Source organism: Luteimonas sp. MC1782, assembly GCF_014164605.1.
Classification (GTDB): Bacteria; Pseudomonadota; Gammaproteobacteria; order Xanthomonadales; family Xanthomonadaceae; genus Luteimonas.
On record NZ_JACJFT010000001.1, the window covers coordinates 1,829,813 to 1,846,816 of the forward strand.

Here is a 17,004-nt window from a genome sequence, read left to right on the forward strand (position 1 = left end):
TGGCGCCATGCCCCGATTCATCACGTCCCGCCTCAAATCCGGTTTCGAGCGCCTGCAGCAGTCGCTGCCCTATGCCATCGCGCAGCGCTTCGTCGAAATCGACATCCTCACCCATGCGGCGTCGCTGACGTTCTTCGCGCTGCTGTCGCTGGCGCCGCTGCTGGTGCTGCTGCTGTGGCTGACGGCGTCGCTGTATCCCGCGGCGCAGGACGCGCTGCTCACGCAGATCCAGGGGATCGCGGGCAGCGGCGCCGGCGAGGTCGCCAGCACCGTGCTGGAGAACGCGCGCACCGAGCCCGATGTCGGCTCACTGGCGGGCACGTGGAGCACGCTGTTGCTGCTGTTCGGCGCCACCGCGGTGTTCGCGCGGCTGCAGGGCACGCTCAACGCGATCTTCCACACCGCCGGCGACAAGCTGCGTGGCGGCCTGCGCGCCTGGCTGCGCAAGCGCGTGTTCTCGTTCGGCGTGGTGATCGCGCTGGGCTTCCTGCTGCTGGTGTCGGCCGCGCTGACCACGGTGCTGGAGATCGCCTTCGGCGGCTCGCCCACGCTGCCGGTGCTCGGCAACCTGGCGGCGCTGGCCCTTTACACGGTCGCGTTCGCGCTGATGTACCACTACCTGCCCGACCGGCGCGTGCGCTGGCGCCAGGCGCTGCTCGGCGGCCTGCTGACCGCGGTGCTGTTCGTGCTCGGCCGCTGGGGCATCGGCCTGTACATCGCCGAGGCGGCGCCAGGCAGTGCCTATGGCGCGATGGGCACGCTCGTGGTGCTGCTGGTGTGGCTGTACTACGCGGCGGTGGTGTTCTTCGTCGGCGCGATGATCACCGCGGTGATCGACGAGCGCTGGCGCTTCGGCGACGTGCAGCGGCGCCTGGATGAGCGCGCGGCGCGGCGTGGCCTGCCGCCCGTTGCCGAAACGCCGTCCACCACGGCCGCAGCGTCCGCCAAACCGGCCACGCGCGAGCCGGAACGCACGGCCGGCTAGCGGCACGCGTGCGATCATGGCGGCAGCCATGGCACGCCTTTCCGACGCCTTCATCGACGACCTGCTCGCCCGGACGGACATCGTCGAGGTGATCGCCGCGCGCGTGCCGCTGAAGCGCCAGGGGCGCGAATATTCGGCGCGCTGTCCGTTCCATGACGAGCGCTCGCCATCGTTCACGGTGTCGCCAACCAAGCAGTTCTACCACTGCTTCGGCTGCGGCGCGCACGGCACCGCGATCTCGTTCCTGATGAACTACGACCGCCTCGAGTTCCTCGACGCGGTGGACGAACTCGCGCGCCGCGCCGGCATCGAGATCCCGCGCGAAACGCGGCAGCACAACGAGAACCCCGATACCCGCGACCTGTTCGCGATCCTCGACGAGGCTGCGCGCTTCTTCCGCGGCGAGCTGGCCGGCAACGCCGAGGCGAGCGCCTACCTCGATCGCCGCGGCGTGGATGCCGCGGTGCGCGAGCAGTTCGCCATCGGCCATGCGCCAGGCGGGTTTTCGGCGCTGAAGGACGCGCTGGGCAGCGACCCGCGGCGGCTGTCGCTGCTCGAGCGCGCGGGGCTGCTGTCGAAGAACGAGCGCGGCCACAGCTACGACAAGTTCCGCGACCGGGTGATGTTCCCGATCCACGACCGCCGCGGGCGGGTGATCGCGTTCGGCGGCCGCGTGCTGAAGGCCGACGACTCGCCGAAATACCTCAACTCGCCGGAGACGCCGCTGTTCCACAAGGGCCGCGAACTCTACGGCCTGTGGCAGGTGCGCCAGGCCAACCAGAAGATCGCGCGGCTGATCGTGGTCGAGGGCTACATGGACGTGGTGGCGCTGTTCCAGCACGGCATCAGCCAGGCGGTGGCCACGCTGGGCACGGCCACCACCCCCGACCACGCGGAGCTGCTCTTTCGCAACGCGCCCGACGTCTACTTCTGCTTCGACGGCGATGCCGCCGGCCGCCGTGCCGCCACGCGCGCGATGGAATCGGTCCTGCCGCGCATGAAGGACGGCCGCCAGGCGTTCTTCCTGTTCCTGCCCGAGGGCGAGGATCCGGACACCATCGTGCGCAACGAGGGCGCGGCCGGGTTCGACGCGCGCCTGGTGGACGCCACGCCGCTGTCGCAGTTCCTGTTCGACAGCCTGGCCGAGGACGGCATCAACCTCGCCACGCTGGACGGCAAGGCGCGGCTGGCCGAACGCGCCAGGCCGATGCTGGCGCAGCTGCCCGACGGCGCGTTCGCCGACCTCATGCAGCAGCGCCTGACCGAACTCACCGGCGTCGGCGCGCGCAACAGCGCGCCGCACGTGCACGTGCCCACCCAGCGCGCGCACCGCGCGCCGGTCAGCACCGCGCCGCGCCGCAGCCTGGTGCGCAGCGCCATCGCGCTGCTGCTGCAGAAGCCGGCGCTCGCGCTCGACATCACCCCGCCCTACCGCTTTGTCGCGCTGCGCCAGCCCGGCGTACCGCTTCTGACCGAACTGATCGCGATTGTCAGCGCGCGCCCGGACATCGGCACCGGCGCCCTGCTCGCGCAGTTCGAAGGCCGCGAGGAAGCGGCGGCGCTGCAGAAGCTGGCCAGCCAGACCATGCCCGGCGAAGAGGCCGGCTGGCACCTCGAATTCCTCGACGTGATCGGCCAGCTCGACCGCCAGACGCTGATGCAGCGCACCGACGAACTGCAGGCCAAGCAGCGCGAGGAGGGCCTGGACGCCGTGGACAAGGCGGAGCTGCGCGAGCTGCTGCTGGCCCGAGGGCGCAACGTCGGCTGATCGCGCGCCGCGCGCTGCTTCGATACGGTCATCGAACGCAGGGGTTTTCCCCAATGGTGGCGCGGGCGCGCGCCGCGTAACGTCGTCGCGACGGTGGACGCCACCGCCTGCGCAGCACGCCATGTCGTTCGAGACCCAACACCTTCTGGCTCCCCTCCCGCCGCCACCCTGGCGCGACCTGGAAGCGTTCCTCTTCGGCGCACAGGCCGGCAAGCCCGCCGCGCTGGACCCGGCACTGCTCGATGCACCACCCGGCGACGTCCGCTTCGACCTCGACGCCGGCAGCGTGCGCATCAGCGACGCGAAGGCCGGCCAGCACAGCACCACCTACACCGCCTGCGGCGACATGACCGTGCGCGGCCGCGACGGCGCCGGTACCGACGTGCCGCTGCGCTACGAGGCCAGCCTGCGCAACGCCGATGCCACGCCCGCCGCGATGCAGGCGCTCAACCCCTTCGACCCGGCCACCATCCCGCCGCGCGCGCGTATCGAAGTGCATGGCGCCGATTACGCCGGCACCGCCCTTGAACCCGCGTTCCGCACCCTGGCCGATGCCAATGGCCTCGCCTCCATCGACGACCTGCGGCTGTCGCTGGAGATGACGGAGAAGGGCCAGCTGCGGGTGATGACCGGCTCCGGACAGCTGTTCGACGCGCCGCGCGACGGCGGCCCCGGCTCCGATGCACTCGACCGCGAGGATTTCACCCGCCACACCACCATGCTGTCGGAGCCGGCCGGCGCCGACCGTGCCGCGTACACCCGCATGCTGCTCACCGGCGAGGTGCCCGACAGCACCGTGGTGCTGGCCGAGGACGTGGAGCCCGGCGAAGTGCGCGGCACCGTCACCGAAGCCGGCTCGGGCGAAGTGAACGACATCACCTGGTCGCTCGATGCCGAAGGCCGGCCGACCGGCGCCGAAGCGGTGCTGACCTGGGAGCCGTCCAGCAAGGGCCGTGACTCCGACCGCATCGAGACCAGCGCGCAGAGCCGGTTCCGCACCGACAACGAGATGAAGGGCACCCCCGACGACGTCGGCCATGTGTTCGCCTACCGCTTCGCCAACGGCCACGGCGAGGTCAACATGTTCCCGCAGTTCGGCCTGTTCAACCGCGGCGCCTACGCCAAGATGGAGCAGGAGTGGAGCGACTGGCTGGGCACCGGCATGGAGGTGCGGATCGACATCGACCTGGTGCGCAACGGCGGGCACCGCCCGGAAGAAGTGCACGTCGATTACGAAGTGATCGATCCGGCCACCGGCGCCGTGGTCTACGACCCCACGCTGATCGCGTTCGCCAACGCGGACGGCCAGTCATTCGACGCCATCGCGTCGAAGCAGATGCCAGACATGATCGACAGGGCCAGTGCCTGACGGCAGACTGGCCACGGACTTGCGCGTGGAGCCGCCGCTGGACAGGAACGCACTGATCGCGAAGATCGGCCGGCTGCTGGTCGCCGACCCGGCGGTCTCTGATGGCCTCTGGCACGGCTATGCGCTGATCGTGCGCTACGGCGACGGAGCGATCGCCCGCCGGCTCAGCGGCTTCCGCTACGACTCCGCAGGCGACCACCAGGCCGCGACGCCTGCCGATGACGCCATCGGCCCTGCCTTCGACGACCTGCGCGACGCCACTCGGGTGCCCGGCAAGGCGCCTTGGGGCGCCTGCGTGCTGCGCCTGTGGCGCGACAGCGGACGCATGACGGTGGAGTTCGAGTACGACACGCCGGAGCAGTGGGATGTCACGCCGGCAACGTTGTCCCGCGTGGCGCAGCAGGCAAGGCCTGAGGACGCGGACCGCACTGCTTGACGTTCCGCCGCTCGGCCTTGCGCCTGCGCGGACTCGGCGATACCGTGCCGCACAATGGTGCAAGGGGAGTACAGGGAATGTTCCGTTTCGTTCTGGCCGCCATGCTGGCCTTGTTCGCAGTATCGGGGCCCGCACAGGGCGCCCAGAAGAGGAGCGCCGGGTTCGAAGTCTCGATGCTCATCACCGGCGACCTCGACATCGAGATCGATGGTTCGGTGTCCAGGCACACCATTGATGACGGCGATGCGATTCCTCCCTACGCCGTCAACATCATCGAGCGAGCCATCACCCACTGGCGCTTCGAGCCTGTCCTGGTGGACGGGAAACCCGTCCCCGCGCGGGCGCGCATGACACTGCGGTTGCTCGGCACCCCGATGGAAGACGGCGGCCTCGCGGTCAGGCTGGCTTCTGCCACGTTTGGCGAGTGCGGCGAACCCGGGAGCGACCATGTCTCTTCGATCAAGATGACGCCCCCATCGTATCCGCGGGCCGCGCTCCACATGGGCGCAACCGGGACGGCCTATCTGATACTGAAGATCGGCGCCGACGGCCGCGTCTCCGATGCGGTTGCGGAGCAGGTGAACCTGCGATTCATCGCCCCTGCCACGACGATGAAGGCTGCGAGGAAGGAGTTTTCGGCAGCGGCCATCAGCGCGGCTCGGCGCTGGATTTTCGCGCCGCCCACGACGGGGGACGACGTCAATGCCCCCTTCTGGTCAGTACGTGTGCCGGTCACTTTCGCCATCAACTCGGAAGCAACCGAGGAGGGCACGCATGGCAAATGGGTGGCCTACATCCCCGGCCCCCGTCAGTCAGCGCCTTGGAGGGAGGACGAATCGGAGGGCAACGACGCCATCGCCGACGGAGCCTTCCATCAGGCCGGTACCGGCTATCGCCTGCTGACGCCGCTGCAGTCGGAGAGTTGAACCTCCGCCACGGGATCGCTACCCCACCCGCTGCAGCTCGAACAGGGGCAGCGGCTGCAGCCAGGGCAGCAGCCAGTGGTCGACGAGCAGGAACGCGAACAGCGCCATCAGGTACACGACCGAGTAGTTGAAGACCCGCATCGGGAAGAAGTCGTCCGGCGGGTCCATCAGCCGCCACGCGTACCAGAGGAACACCAGGCCCAGCACCAGCGCGCCGCCGAGGTAGAACAGGCCGCTCATGCCCACCGCCCACGGCAGCACGCTCACCACCAGCAGCAGCACGGTGTACAGCAGGATCTGCCAGCGCGTGTACTGCACGCCGTGCGTCACCGGCAGCATCGGCACCAGCGCGCGCGCGTAGTCCTCGCGGCGGAAGATCGCCAGCGCCCAGAAGTGCGGCGGCGTCCACACGAACACGATCAGCACCGGCAGCAGCGCGTGCGCCCAGTCCCACTCGTTCTGCATGCCGGTCACCGCCGCCCAGCCGAGCAGCGGCGGCGCCGCGCCGGCGATGCCACCGATCACGATGTTCTGCGGCGTGGCGCGCTTGAGGAAGCCGGTGTAGACCACCGCATAGCCGATCAGCGAGGCGAAGGTGAGCGCCGCGGTCAGCGGATTGACCAACGCGATCAGGATCGCCATCGACAGCGCGCCAAGACCGATCGCGAACGCCAGCACCTGCGCCGGGGTGAGCGCGCCTGTCGCCAGCGGGCGCTGCGCGGTGCGCACCATCAGCCGGTCGATGCGCTGGTCGATGAGGTGGTTGATGGCCGCCGCCGACGCCGCCGCCAGCCAGATGCCGAGCAGGCCGAAGATCGCCTGCCGCGCGGGTGGCAGGCCGGGCACCGCGAGGAACATGCCCACCAGCGCGGTGAACACGATCAGCGCGACCACGCGCGGCTTGGTCAGCTGCCAGTACTGGTCGAAGGGTGCGCGCATGTCAGTCCACCGCGCGCAGGCGCGCGAGCAGCGAGACCAGCACGAACAGCAGCAGCACCGCGCCGGCGTTGTGCATCACCGCCACCGAAAGCGGCAGCGCCAGCTTGACGTTGAGGATGCCCAGGCTGACCTGGGCGACGGTCAGCACCGCCAGGGTGCTGCCCCATCCGCGCAGGCCGGGCGTGCGCAGTGCGCGCACCGCCGCCCACAGCAGCGCGGCGGCCGCGACCACCGCCATCATCCGGTGCGCCAGCTGGATCGCGATGCGCGCCGCGCCGTCGAGCACGCCGCCCTCGTAGTCCACGCCGATCCCGCGCCAGAGCACGAAGCCCTCGGCGAAGTCGGTCGGCGGCACCCACAGGCCCACGCACTTCGGGAAGTTGTCGGCCGACCAGCTGCCGGCACCGCACGACAGCGCGGCGTAGTTGGCGCTCACCCAGCCGCCGAGCGCGACCTGCACACCGAGCGCCGCGAGGGCGACCCAGAGCACGCGCCGCAGCGCCTGCGCGTCGGCCAGCACGATCGGCCGGTCGGTGGCACGCCACGCCATCCAGACCAGCAGGGACAGCGTGAGCAGCCCGCCCAGCAGATGGCCCATGACCACCAGCGGTTTCAGCAGCCAGGTGACCGTCCACATGCCGAGCAGTGCCTGGAAGATGATCACCGCCAGCGTGATCGCGGACGTCCGCGCGAGGTCGCTGCCGATGCGGCGCAGCGCCGCGGACAGCAGGATCGCCTCGCCGAGGATGGCCAGCGCCGACGCCGCGACGTGCTGCCCCTGCATGTACAGCGGGATCGCCAGCGCCACCAGCGCCGCGGCCAGCACGATGCGGGCGATGCCCCGGGGCTGGCGGCGCGCGGCCAGCAGCGCCAGCACCAGCACCAGCACGCCCAGCGCCGCGGCGAGGTGGCGGTGCAGCTGTTCGCGCCAGGCCTTGTGGGTTTCGAAGGGGCGGATCGCGGAGGCCGCGTGGTCGGCCACCTGGTGCGCGGCCTGCGGCCACGCGGCGCGGCCATAGCAGGTCGGCCAGTCCGGGCAGCTCAGCCCGGCATTGGACAGGCGCACGAACGCGCCGAACACGATCACGCACAGCGCCAGCCCGACGGCCAGCCAGGCAATGCGATGGAAATGGCGGGGGACGGAGCGCGGGCCTGTGCGCGCGGGTTGCGTGGCGGTCATTACTTCAGCTTGAGGAGGCGCGCCATGTCCTGGCGCAGGTGGCCGGCATCGAAGCCGGGCGCGTAGCGCAGGATCACGAAGCCGTTGGGGTCGACAACATACACCGGCACGCCCTGCGCGCCGCCGGCGTCCACGCCGGGCAGCGCGGCCGAGAGCTGCGGCGAGGGCTGCAGCACGCGCCATGCGCGGTTGCGCTCCACGCCGTCGGGCGGCGTGCCGACCCACAGCACGTGCACGTGGTCGGCTTCGCGGCCGAACAGGCGCCAGACCGTGTCCAGGTCGCGCGACAGCGTGACGCAGGCGTCGGTGCAGCTCGCCGGCGGGGCGACCAGGATGCGCCAGGTGCGTTCCACCGGGTTCCAGGTGTATTCACCGCCGTCGACAAGGAACGGCGCCGCGCCGCGCAGGTCGCCAGGCGGCTGCAGCAGTTCGCCGTGGTTCTTCATGCCGGCGGGGCGCCAGCCCGAAAAGCGCAGTGCACCGGCGGCAAGCACGCTGCCGAGGAAGATCACCACGATCGCCACCAGCATGGTGCGGTTGCGCCTGCGGGTGGGCACGAAATCCGGATGGTCGGGGGCGGGCATGTTCATCGGCGGGTCCTACGGAAACTGAGGATGAGCGCGATGACGAGCATCGCGGCGGCCAACGCGAACCACTGCACCGCGTAGCCGAGATGGCGTTCGGGCGGCAGCGTGTTGGCGAGCATGTCGAGGTCGCGGGCGTAGCCCAGCGGGAGGTCCGGATCGAGGCGCAGCACGCGCGCCGCGAGGCGCGGCTGGCCCATGGCGGCGGCGAGTTCGGATGGCACAAGGCCGATCGCCAGCAGGGCACCGGAATCGCCCGGCGCGGCTGCCAGACCCGTGCCACCGATGCCGCGCGACGGCGGCGGCGCCAGCATGCCGGCGACCTCGAACTCGCCCCGTGGCCGCGGCACGTCCGGCATGCGGCGGTCGCCGGGCACCGGCAGCCAGCCGAGTTCGACCAGCAGCGGGGTCCCGGATTGGGGAATGAACACGCGGTAGGCGCGCACGCCGCTGCGTCCACCGCGCTGCTGGTTGTCGAGCAGCAGCGCCGGCGCCTCGGCGAAATGGCCGCGTCCGCTGGCCCAGTCATAGCCCTGCGCGCGTTCCGTGTCGGCCGCGACCGACAGCGGCCGTGCCGCGCGCGCGGCCAGCGTGGCCGCCACCGCGTCAAGCGTCGCCTGCTTGTCGTGCTGGCGGCCCAGCTGCCAGCTGCCGAGCATGGTGAACGCAGCGATCACCAGGATCGCGAGCAGCCAGCCGACCACCGCCCATGTGGCGCGACGACTCACCGCGGCGCGCCCACCGGCTGCGATAATGGCGGCGACCACCCCGGCCCGCTGGAGGCCAGCATGAGCGATTCCCTCAAAACCCTGCTGATCATCGCGTTCCTGATCCTGATCCTGTGGAACCTCGGTGCCGGCCTGTACTACATGCTGGTCGACCGCGGCACCACCAAGCGTACGGTGAACGCGCTGACCAGGCGCATCGCGCTGTCGGTCGCCCTGATCCTGCTGGTCGTCCTCGCCATCTGGATGGGCTGGATCACGCCTCACGGCATCAACGGCTGAACCGCTGCGCGCGGCCCTGGCCGCGAGATGAAAAAGCGACGGCATGCCGTCGCTTTCTTTGTTGCGGCGGCCCGCGTCCGGGCGCGGCCCGGTGCGCGCGGTGACCGGGTCAGAGCACGTAGACGAACAGGAACAGGCCCAGCCACACCACGTCGACGAAATGCCAGTACCAGGCGACGGCCTCGAACGCGAAATGGTCGTCCTTGCTGAAGTGACCCTTGGCGCAGCGCAGCCAGATGATCGCCAGCATCAGCGTGCCGAGCGTGACGTGCGCGCCGTGGAAGCCGGTCAGCATGAAGAACGTGGAGCCGTAGATGCCCGAGCCCAGCGTGAGGTTGAGCTCGCGGTAGGCGTGGATGTACTCCTCCACCTGGAAGAACAGAAACAGGCAGCCGAGCAGCACGGTGATGCCGAGGAACCACATCAGCGGCTTGCGGTGGCCGGCCTTCAGCGCATGGTGCGCGATCGTCAGCGTGACGCCCGACGACAGCAGGATCAGCGTGTTGAGCAGCGGCAGGCCCCACGCCGGGATGGTCTGGAACACGCCGCCCACGTTGCCAGGGCCGGCCGACGGCCACGCCGGGGTGTAGCCCTCCCACAGCAGCACGTTGGTCATCATGCCGTCGCCGGCGCCACCCAGCCACGGCTGCACCAGCATGCGCGCGTAGAACAGCGCGCCGAAGAAGGCGCCGAAGAACATCACTTCGGAGAAGATGAACCACACCATCCCCATCCGGAACGAGCCGTCGACCTGCTTGTTGTAGAAGCCCGACACCGACTCGAGGATCACGTCGGCGAACCACTTGAACAGGATCGCCGCCAGGCCCGCGATGCCGACGAAGAACACGCTGCGACCCCAGTCGACCTCGTTGAACCAGGTCGCCAGGCCGAACATGGTGACGAACAACGCCATCGACGCGAACAGCGGCCACTTGCTGTGGTGCGGGACGAAGTAGGCGGTGGGGTCGTGCTGCTCGGCGTGGGCCTGTGCCATGTCGGTTTCCGTTGTTGCCTGATCAGGGTGCCGCGCGCGGCACGTGGGCCGACGCCGGACCCGCGGCTTGCTCGCGCGCGGTCAGGACGTCGTTCTTGAAGAAGGTATAGGACAGCGTGATCGTCTTGACGTCCTTGGGCAGCGACGGGTCGATGATGAAGCGTACCGGCATGTCGCGCGTCTCGCCGGCGTGCAGCGTCTGCGCGGTGAAGCAGAAGCACTCGGTCTTGGCGAAGTAGCCCGAGGCGCGCGCCGGCGCGACCGACGGCGTGGCGCTGCCCACGACCGTGCGGTCGCTGTTGTTGTGCGCGTAGTAGGTGGTCTCGTACTGCTCGCCCACGCGCACCTGCATGGTGAACTGGTTGGGACGGAACGACCACGGCAGCTTGGAATTCACGCCGCCATCGAACTCCACGGTCACCACGCGCGCCTCCGCGTCCGCACCGCGGGTGGCATAGGCGCCGGCATCGACCGCGGTGTTGTCCAGGCGGATGCCGAACACCTTCTCGCAGGCGATGCGGTACAGCGGCACCAGCGAGAACGTGAACGCGAACGCCGCCAGCGAGGCCAGCAGCATCTTGGCGATGCCGGAGGTCTTCCTGCTCATCGCCCGATCACCCCGGACAGGATGAAGCCCACGTACACCAGCGCCGCGACCAGCGCGAGCGCGAGCGCGGTGCGCATCGCGCGGCGGCGCTGCGCCACCACGCGCGGATCCCCCGGCGGCTGGTCACGCTTCGCGGACATTGCTCTGCCGGGCCGTGTCGGCATGGGCGCTGGCATCGTCGTAATCGAGGTGCTCGAAATCGCCGTGGGCCAGGTCGCCCGGGCGGATCACCGGCGGGGTCTGGAAGGTGTGGTGCGGGGCCGGCGACGGCACCGTCCATTCCAGGCCGAGCGCGCCTTCCCAGGCACGGGCCGGGGCGGGTGCGCCGCGCTTGAGCGAGTGGAACAGGATGCCGAACATCAGGAACGGCGTGATGAACATGCCGAACGCGCCGATCGAGCTGACCAGGTTCCAGTCCGCGAACACCACGTTGTAGTCCGGGATGCGGCGCGGCATGCCGGCCAGGCCCAGGAAGTGCTGCGGGAAGAACAGCACGTTGGCGAACACCACGCTCCACCAGAAGTGGAACTTGGCCAGCGGCTGGCTGTACATGCGCCCGGTCCACTTCGGCCACCAGTAGTAGACGGCGGCGATGATGCCGAACAGCGCGCCGGTCACCAGCACGTAGTGGAAGTGCGCGACCACGAAATAGGTGTCGTGGTACTGGAAGTCGGCCGGGACGATGGCCAGCATCAGGCCGGAGAAGCCGCCGATGGTGAACAGCACCACGAACGCGATCGCCCACAGCATGGGCGCCTCGAACGTCAGCGAGCCCTTCCACATCGTGCTCGCCCAGTTGAAGACCTTCACGCCCGTGGGCACGGAGATCAGCATGGTCGCGAACATGAAGTAGATCTCGCCACCCAGCGGCATGCCCACGGTGAACATGTGGTGCGCCCAGACGATGAACGACAGGAACGCGATCGCGGCGGTGGCGTACACCATGGCCTGGTAGCCGAACAGCGGCTTGCGGCTGAAGGTGGGGATGATCTCCGAGACCACGCCGAACGCCGGCAGGATCATGATGTAGACCTCGGGATGCCCGAAGAACCAGAAGATGTGCTGGTACATCACCGGGTCGCCGCCGCCGGCGGCGTTGAAGAAGCTGGTGCCGAAGAACTTGTCGGTCAGCAGCATCGTCACCGCGCCCGCCAGCACCGGCATGACCGCGATCAGCAGGAACGCGGTGATCAGCCAGGTCCACGAGAAGATCGGCATCTTCAGCAGGTCGACGCCCGGCGCGCGCATGTTGAGCACGGTGGCGATGACGTTGATCGCGCCCATGATCGAGCTGATGCCCATCATGTGGATGGCGAAGATGGTGAACGCCATGTTGGAGCCGCCCTGCAGCGACAGCGGCGGGTACAGCGTCCAGCCACCGGCGGGGCCGCCGCCCGGCAGGAACAGCGTCATCAGCAGCATCGCGAATGCGAACGGCAGGATCCAGAACGACCAGTTGTTCATGCGCGGCAGCGCCATGTCCGGCGCGCCGATCTGCAGCGGGATCATCCAGTTCGCCAGGCCCACGAACGCCGGCATGATGCCGCCGAAGATCATCACCAGCGCGTGCATCGACGTCATCTGGTTGAAGAAGTGCGGGTTGACGTGCTGCAGCCCGGGCACTGCCAGCTCGAGGCGGATCACCACGCTCATGGCCGCACCGATGATGAACATCATGAAGCTGAAGAGCAGGTAGAGCGTGCCGATGTCCTTGTGGTTCGTGGAGAAGAACCAGCGCTCGACGAAGCCCTGCTTGTGGTCGTGGTGGTCGCCGTGGACGGCGACGGTTGCGGTATCGGTGGCCATGGACTGCCTTGCCTCGTGAAGTCGTTCGATCAGCCGGCCGCGGGTGCGGCAACGGCGGAAGTGGTCAGGGCGGTGGCCGGCGCGGCGTCTTCAGCGGCGGGCTCCGGGGCGACTTCGGGCACGGGCACCGGTGCTGCCACCGGCGCCGGCGCGGCCTTGGCCTTCTCGGCCGCCAGCCAGTCCTGGTACTCGGCCTTGGGCACCGCGCGCACCACGATCGGCATGAAGCCGTGGTCCTTGCCGCACAGCTCGGCGCACTGGCCGCGGTACACGCCCGGCTCGGCGATCTGCGTCCAGGCCTCGTTGACGATGCCCGGGATGGCGTCCTGCTTCCAGCCCAGCGCCGGCACCCACCAGGAGTGGATCACGTCGTCGGCGGTGATCACGAAGCGGATCTTGGTGTCCACCGGCACCACCAGCGCGTTGTCGACCTCGAGCAGGTAGTAGGGATTGGCCACCGGGTCGGGGCGCGCGCCGCTCTGCCGGATGCGGTCGTGCTCGCGGTCCAGGCGGCTGGTGATCGAGACATCCTCGCCGAGGTAGTCGTACTTCCACATCCACTGGTAGCCGGTGACCTTGACGGTCATCTCGGACGCGCGCGTGTCGTACATCGCGATCAGCTTGGTGGTGGCGGGCCACACCATGATCACCAGCAGGATCACCGGGATCACCGTCCAGACGACCTCGGCGGTGGTGTTGTGGCTGAACTGCGACGCCACCGCGCCCTTCGACTTGCGGAACGCGAAGATCGAGTAGGCCATGGCGGCGAACACGATCACGCCGATCACCACGCACACCCACAGCGCGAACATGTGCGCGTCGTAGGCGTTGTTGGACGTGGCGGTCACGCCGCGGCCCATGTTGAGCTGCCAGGGCTTCGCGTCGCCCGCCTGCGCCAGCGCCATCATCGGCGCCGAAGCCAAGGCCGCCATACCCCACCGCAAGAATCGCGCCTGCATCATGCGTGCAACCCCAAATGTCGTCGATCTGCGGCCGTATGCCGCCAGCTGGAACGGTTGATCGGAGATCGATGTTCCAGGGAACAAGGACCGGCCACGCCCGGTGGCCGGGCGGGCAATCGTGCAGATGGTAGCCGTCGCCAACCTTGACCGGCAAGCTGAAGTGTCGCGAGGGCTCCGTGGCGGGCACGCGAAGCGGCACGGCCCGCTAGAATCCGCGGTTCCCGCCGTTGACGACCGACCCGCCGTGACCGACCTGCCCCTGGGCGCCCTGCCGCCGCCGCCCGCACCGCTGCGCGCGGCCATCACCGCCCATTGGCTTGCCGACGAGAGCGATCGCGTCCGCGCGTTGCTCGATGCCGCGCGCCAATCGCCCGAGGCCAACGTGGCGATCGCCGCGACCGCCACCGACCTGGTGCGGCGCGTGCGCCGCCGCGCCGGCGACCAGGGCGTGATCGAGGCCTTCATGCGCCAGTACGACCTCGGCAGCGAGGAGGGCGTGCTGCTGATGTGCGTGGCCGAGGCGCTGCTGCGCATCCCCGACGAGGACACCGCCGACGCGCTGATCCGCGACAAGCTGGGCGAGGCCGACTGGAAGCGCCATGTCGGCCAGTCGGATTCGGTGCTGGTCAACGCCTCCACCTGGGGCCTGATGCTCACCGGCCACCTGGTAGACCTGGCCGACCACACCCGGCGCGACGTGCATGGCGCCTTCAAGCGCCTGGTGGGCCGCGTCGGCGAGCCGGTGATCCGGCTGGCGGTGCGCCAGGCGATGAAGATCATGGGGCACCAGTTCGTGATGGGGCGCACGATCGGCGAGGCGCTGTCGCGCGCGCGCAAGGGCCGCAATGCCGCCTACCGCTATTCCTTCGACATGCTCGGCGAAGCCGCGCTGACGCAGCGCGACGCCGACCGCTACCTGGAGGCCTACCGCAGCGCGATCGACGCCATCGGCCGCGATGCCGGCCGCCCGGCGGATGCCATCGTCGCGCCGTCGATCTCGGTGAAGCTCTCCGCGCTGCATCCGCGCTACGAGCACGCCAAGCGCGCGCGGGTGCTGGCCGAGCTCGCGCCGCGCCTGCTCGACCTCGCGCAGCGCGCGCGCGGCCACGGCATCGGCCTGACCATCGACGCCGAGGAGGCCGACCGCCTGGAGCTGTCGCTCGATGTCATCGAGGCCGCCTGGCGGGATCCGTCACTGGCCGGCTGGACGGGCTTCGGCATCGTGGTGCAGGCGTACCAGAAGCGCGCGCCGTTCGTGATCGACTGGATCGCCGCGCTCGCCCGCGGCGGCGGGCGCTGCATCCCGGTGCGCCTGGTCAAGGGCGCGTACTGGGACGCCGAGGTCAAGCGCGCGCAGGTCGACGGCCAGGCCGGCTACCCGGTGTTCACGCGCAAGCCGAACACCGACGTCAGCTACCTGGCCAATGCGCGCCGCCTGTTCGACGCCGGCGACGCGGTCTACCCGATGTTCGCCACCCACAATGCGCAGACCATCGCCGCCGTACACCAGCTGGCCGCCGGGCGTCCGTTCGAGTTCCAGAAGCTGCACGGCATGGGCGACGACCTCTACGACGAGGTGATCCCCGCCGACCGCCTGGGCGTGCCCTGCCGCGTGTACGCGCCCGTCGGCAGCCACGAGGACCTGCTGCCGTACCTGGTGCGGCGCCTGCTGGAGAACGGCGCCAACTCCAGCTTCGTCAACCGCATCACCGACGAGTCCGTCGCCATCGACGACCTGGTCCGCGACCCGGTGGACGTGGTCGCCGGCTCCGACGTCATCCCGCATCCACGCATCCCGCTGCCGGCCGACCTGTACCGCAGCCACGGCATCGAAAGGACCAACTCCATGGGCATCAACCTCGCAGACGACCACCAGTTGCGCGCGCTCGCCACCGCGGTCCAGGCCGCGACCGCCGACTGGCAGGCCGCGCCGCTGGTACCCGGCGCCACCCCGGGTGGCGCCTGGATCACGGTCAGCAATCCCGCCGACCGTCGCGAACGCGTCGGCCGCTGGCAGGCGGCGGACACGGACACGGTGCAGCGCGCGCTGGCCAATGCCGTTGCCGCGCAGGCGGACTGGAACGCCACGCCGGCGGCATCGCGCGCCGCGATCCTCGAGCACGCCGCCGACCTGCTCGAGCAGCGCATGCCGCAGTTCATCGCCCTGTGCACGCGCGAAGCCGGCAAGACCATCCCCGACGGCGTGGCCGAGGTCCGCGAGGCGGTCGACTTCCTGCGCTACTACGCGGGCGAGGCACGCAAGCTGTTCGCACCCGAAGCGCTGCCCGGTCCCACCGGCGAGAGCAACACGCTGCAACTTGAAGGCCGTGGCGTGTTCGTCTGCATCAGCCCCTGGAACTTCCCGCTGGCCATCTTCGCCGGCCAGGTGGCCGCGGCGCTGGCCGCCGGCAACAGCGTGATCGCCAAGCCGGCCGAACAGACCAACCTGATCGCGCACGCTGCGGTCGAGCTGCTGCACGAAGCGGGTGTTCCGCCTGCGGTGCTGCAGCTGGTGCCGGGCGACGGCGCCACCGTCGGCGCGGCACTGACCGCCGACCCGCGCGTCGCCGGCGTGGCGTTCACCGGCTCCACCGCCACCGCGCGCGCGATCAACCGCGCGCTGGCGGCGCGCGACGCCGCGATCGGCGTGCTGATCGCCGAAACCGGTGGCCAGAACGCGCTGATCGCCGACTCGTCGGCGCTGCCGGAGCAGCTGGTCAAGGACGCGATCGGTTCGGCGTTCACCTCCGCCGGCCAGCGCTGCTCGGCGGCGCGCGTGTTGCTGGTGCAGGCCGACATCGCCGACAAGGTGGTGGACATGCTGGCCGGCGCGATGGCCGAACTGGTGGTCGGCGACCCGGGGCTGCTGACCACCGACGTCGGCCCGGTGATCGACGCCGACGCGCGTGCACTGCTCGACGCGCATGCCGCGGAGATGCGCGGCGCGCGCCTGATCGCCGAGGCGCAGCTGCCCGAGGCCACCGCGCACGGCACCTTCTTCGCGCCGCGTGCCTGGGAAATCGGCGCGCTCAGCGACCTCACCGCCGAGAACTTCGGCCCGGCGCTGCACGTGCTGCGCTGGAACGCCGGTGATCTCGACGCGGTGGTGGATGCCATCAACGCCACCGGCTACGGCCTGACGCTCGGCATCCATTCGCGCATCGACGAGACCATCGACCGCATCGTGGCACGTGCCCGGGTGGGCAACATCTACGTCAACCGCAACCAGATCGGTGCGGTGGTGGGCGTGCAGCCCTTCGGCGGCCAGGGCCTGTCCGGCACCGGCCCGAAGGCCGGCGGCCCGCACTACCTGCCGCGCTTCGCCACCGAGAAGACGGTGACCGTCAACACCACCGCCGCGGGTGGCAACGCCTCGCTGCTGACGCTGGGGGACTAGGGCCACGGACCAGGCCCGCCGGGCGCCAGGTGCCACCCGGTACG

General features: G+C 70.0%; 15 protein-coding genes and 1 pseudogene. 7 read left to right on the forward strand and 9 right to left on the reverse strand.

The genetic code is table 11. The annotated features are described in order from the left end of the window. Nucleotides 1–7 precede the first annotated feature (7 nt). The 5 genes from H5368_RS08575 to H5368_RS08595 all read left to right on the forward strand — a co-directional run bounded on the left by H5368_RS08575 (nucleotide 8) and on the right by H5368_RS08595 (nucleotide 5,484). The gene (locus H5368_RS08575) at nucleotides 8–985 is read left to right on the forward strand and encodes a YihY/virulence factor BrkB family protein (protein WP_182823290.1); all 978 of its coding nucleotides are present in this window, start codon (nucleotides 8–10) and stop codon (nucleotides 983–985) included. A gap of 28 nt (nucleotides 986–1,013) precedes the next feature. After that, nucleotides 1,014–2,753 carry a DNA primase gene (dnaG, locus tag H5368_RS08580; RefSeq protein ID WP_182823292.1) on the forward strand — a complete coding sequence of 580 codons (1,740 nt, stop codon included), beginning with the start codon at nucleotides 1,014–1,016 and terminating at the stop codon, nucleotides 2,751–2,753. A 121-nt stretch (nucleotides 2,754–2,874) separates the two neighbouring features. Further along, the gene (locus H5368_RS08585) at nucleotides 2,875–4,122 is read left to right on the forward strand and encodes a DNA/RNA non-specific endonuclease (protein WP_182823294.1); all 1,248 of its coding nucleotides are present in this window, start codon (nucleotides 2,875–2,877) and stop codon (nucleotides 4,120–4,122) included. 25 nt (nucleotides 4,123–4,147) lie between these two features. Next, nucleotides 4,148–4,558, forward strand: coding sequence for a hypothetical protein (locus H5368_RS08590; protein WP_182823296.1), 411 nt, complete (start codon nucleotides 4,148–4,150; stop codon nucleotides 4,556–4,558). Between the two features lie 77 nt (nucleotides 4,559–4,635). Beyond that, nucleotides 4,636–5,484, forward strand: coding sequence for a protein tonB (locus tag H5368_RS08595; RefSeq protein WP_182823298.1), 849 nt, complete (start codon nucleotides 4,636–4,638; stop codon nucleotides 5,482–5,484). 18 nt (nucleotides 5,485–5,502) lie between these two features. Here the strand turns inward: H5368_RS08595 and cyoE are convergent, their stop codons facing one another. Genes cyoE through H5368_RS08615 form a run of 4 tightly spaced genes read right to left on the reverse strand, consistent with a single transcriptional unit; the run spans nucleotide 5,503 to nucleotide 8,915 of the window. Next, the gene (cyoE, locus tag H5368_RS08600; RefSeq protein WP_182823300.1) at nucleotides 5,503–6,423 is read right to left on the reverse strand and encodes a heme o synthase; all 921 of its coding nucleotides are present in this window, start codon (nucleotides 6,421–6,423) and stop codon (nucleotides 5,503–5,505) included. A 1-nt stretch (nucleotide 6,424) separates the two neighbouring features. Continuing rightward, nucleotides 6,425–7,603 carry a COX15/CtaA family protein gene (locus tag H5368_RS08605; protein WP_182823302.1) on the reverse strand — a complete coding sequence of 393 codons (1,179 nt, stop codon included), beginning with the start codon at nucleotides 7,601–7,603 and terminating at the stop codon, nucleotides 6,425–6,427. After that, a complete protein-coding gene (locus tag H5368_RS08610) occupies nucleotides 7,603–8,187 on the reverse strand; it encodes a hypothetical protein (protein ID WP_182823929.1) in 585 nt (194 codons plus the stop codon). Before H5368_RS08610 ends, H5368_RS08605 begins: the two co-directional genes overlap by 1 nt. A gap of 2 nt (nucleotides 8,188–8,189) precedes the next feature. Beyond that, nucleotides 8,190–8,915, reverse strand: a complete 726-nt coding sequence (locus tag H5368_RS08615) for an SURF1 family protein (RefSeq protein WP_223877993.1) — start codon at nucleotides 8,913–8,915, stop codon at nucleotides 8,190–8,192. Nucleotides 8,916–8,975: 60 nt separating this feature from the next. Here H5368_RS08615 and H5368_RS08620 point away from each other — a divergent pair, with 60 nt between their 5' ends. Further along, complete coding sequence (locus tag H5368_RS08620; RefSeq protein ID WP_182823304.1) at nucleotides 8,976–9,194, forward strand: twin transmembrane helix small protein; 219 nt, start codon at nucleotides 8,976–8,978, stop codon at nucleotides 9,192–9,194. A gap of 109 nt (nucleotides 9,195–9,303) precedes the next feature. Here H5368_RS08620 and H5368_RS08625 read toward each other — a convergent pair whose 3' ends face one another. The 5 genes and pseudogenes from H5368_RS08625 to coxB form a co-directional block, all read right to left on the reverse strand. Further along, nucleotides 9,304–10,188, reverse strand: coding sequence for a cytochrome c oxidase subunit 3 (locus H5368_RS08625; protein WP_182823306.1), 885 nt, complete (start codon nucleotides 10,186–10,188; stop codon nucleotides 9,304–9,306). 22 nt (nucleotides 10,189–10,210) lie between these two features. Continuing rightward, nucleotides 10,211–10,795, reverse strand: a complete 585-nt coding sequence (locus H5368_RS08630) for a cytochrome c oxidase assembly protein (RefSeq protein WP_182823308.1) — start codon at nucleotides 10,793–10,795, stop codon at nucleotides 10,211–10,213. Next, nucleotides 10,792–10,935 carry a hypothetical protein gene (locus tag H5368_RS08635; RefSeq protein ID WP_182823310.1) on the reverse strand — a complete coding sequence of 48 codons (144 nt, stop codon included), beginning with the start codon at nucleotides 10,933–10,935 and terminating at the stop codon, nucleotides 10,792–10,794. Before H5368_RS08635 ends, H5368_RS08630 begins: the two co-directional genes overlap by 4 nt. A 49-nt stretch (nucleotides 10,936–10,984) precedes the next feature. Then, nucleotides 10,985–12,601: pseudogene (ctaD, locus tag H5368_RS08640) on the reverse strand (cytochrome c oxidase subunit I); the annotation flags it as partial. A gap of 29 nt (nucleotides 12,602–12,630) precedes the next feature. Further along, the gene (gene coxB, locus H5368_RS08645; protein ID WP_223877992.1) at nucleotides 12,631–13,563 is read right to left on the reverse strand and encodes a cytochrome c oxidase subunit II; all 933 of its coding nucleotides are present in this window, start codon (nucleotides 13,561–13,563) and stop codon (nucleotides 12,631–12,633) included. A 124-nt stretch (nucleotides 13,564–13,687) separates the two neighbouring features. Here coxB and putA point away from each other — a divergent pair, with 124 nt between their 5' ends. Beyond that, the gene (putA, locus tag H5368_RS08650) at nucleotides 13,688–16,960 is read left to right on the forward strand and encodes a bifunctional proline dehydrogenase/L-glutamate gamma-semialdehyde dehydrogenase PutA (protein ID WP_182823934.1); all 3,273 of its coding nucleotides are present in this window, start codon (nucleotides 13,688–13,690) and stop codon (nucleotides 16,958–16,960) included. Nucleotides 16,961–17,004 lie beyond the last annotated feature (44 nt).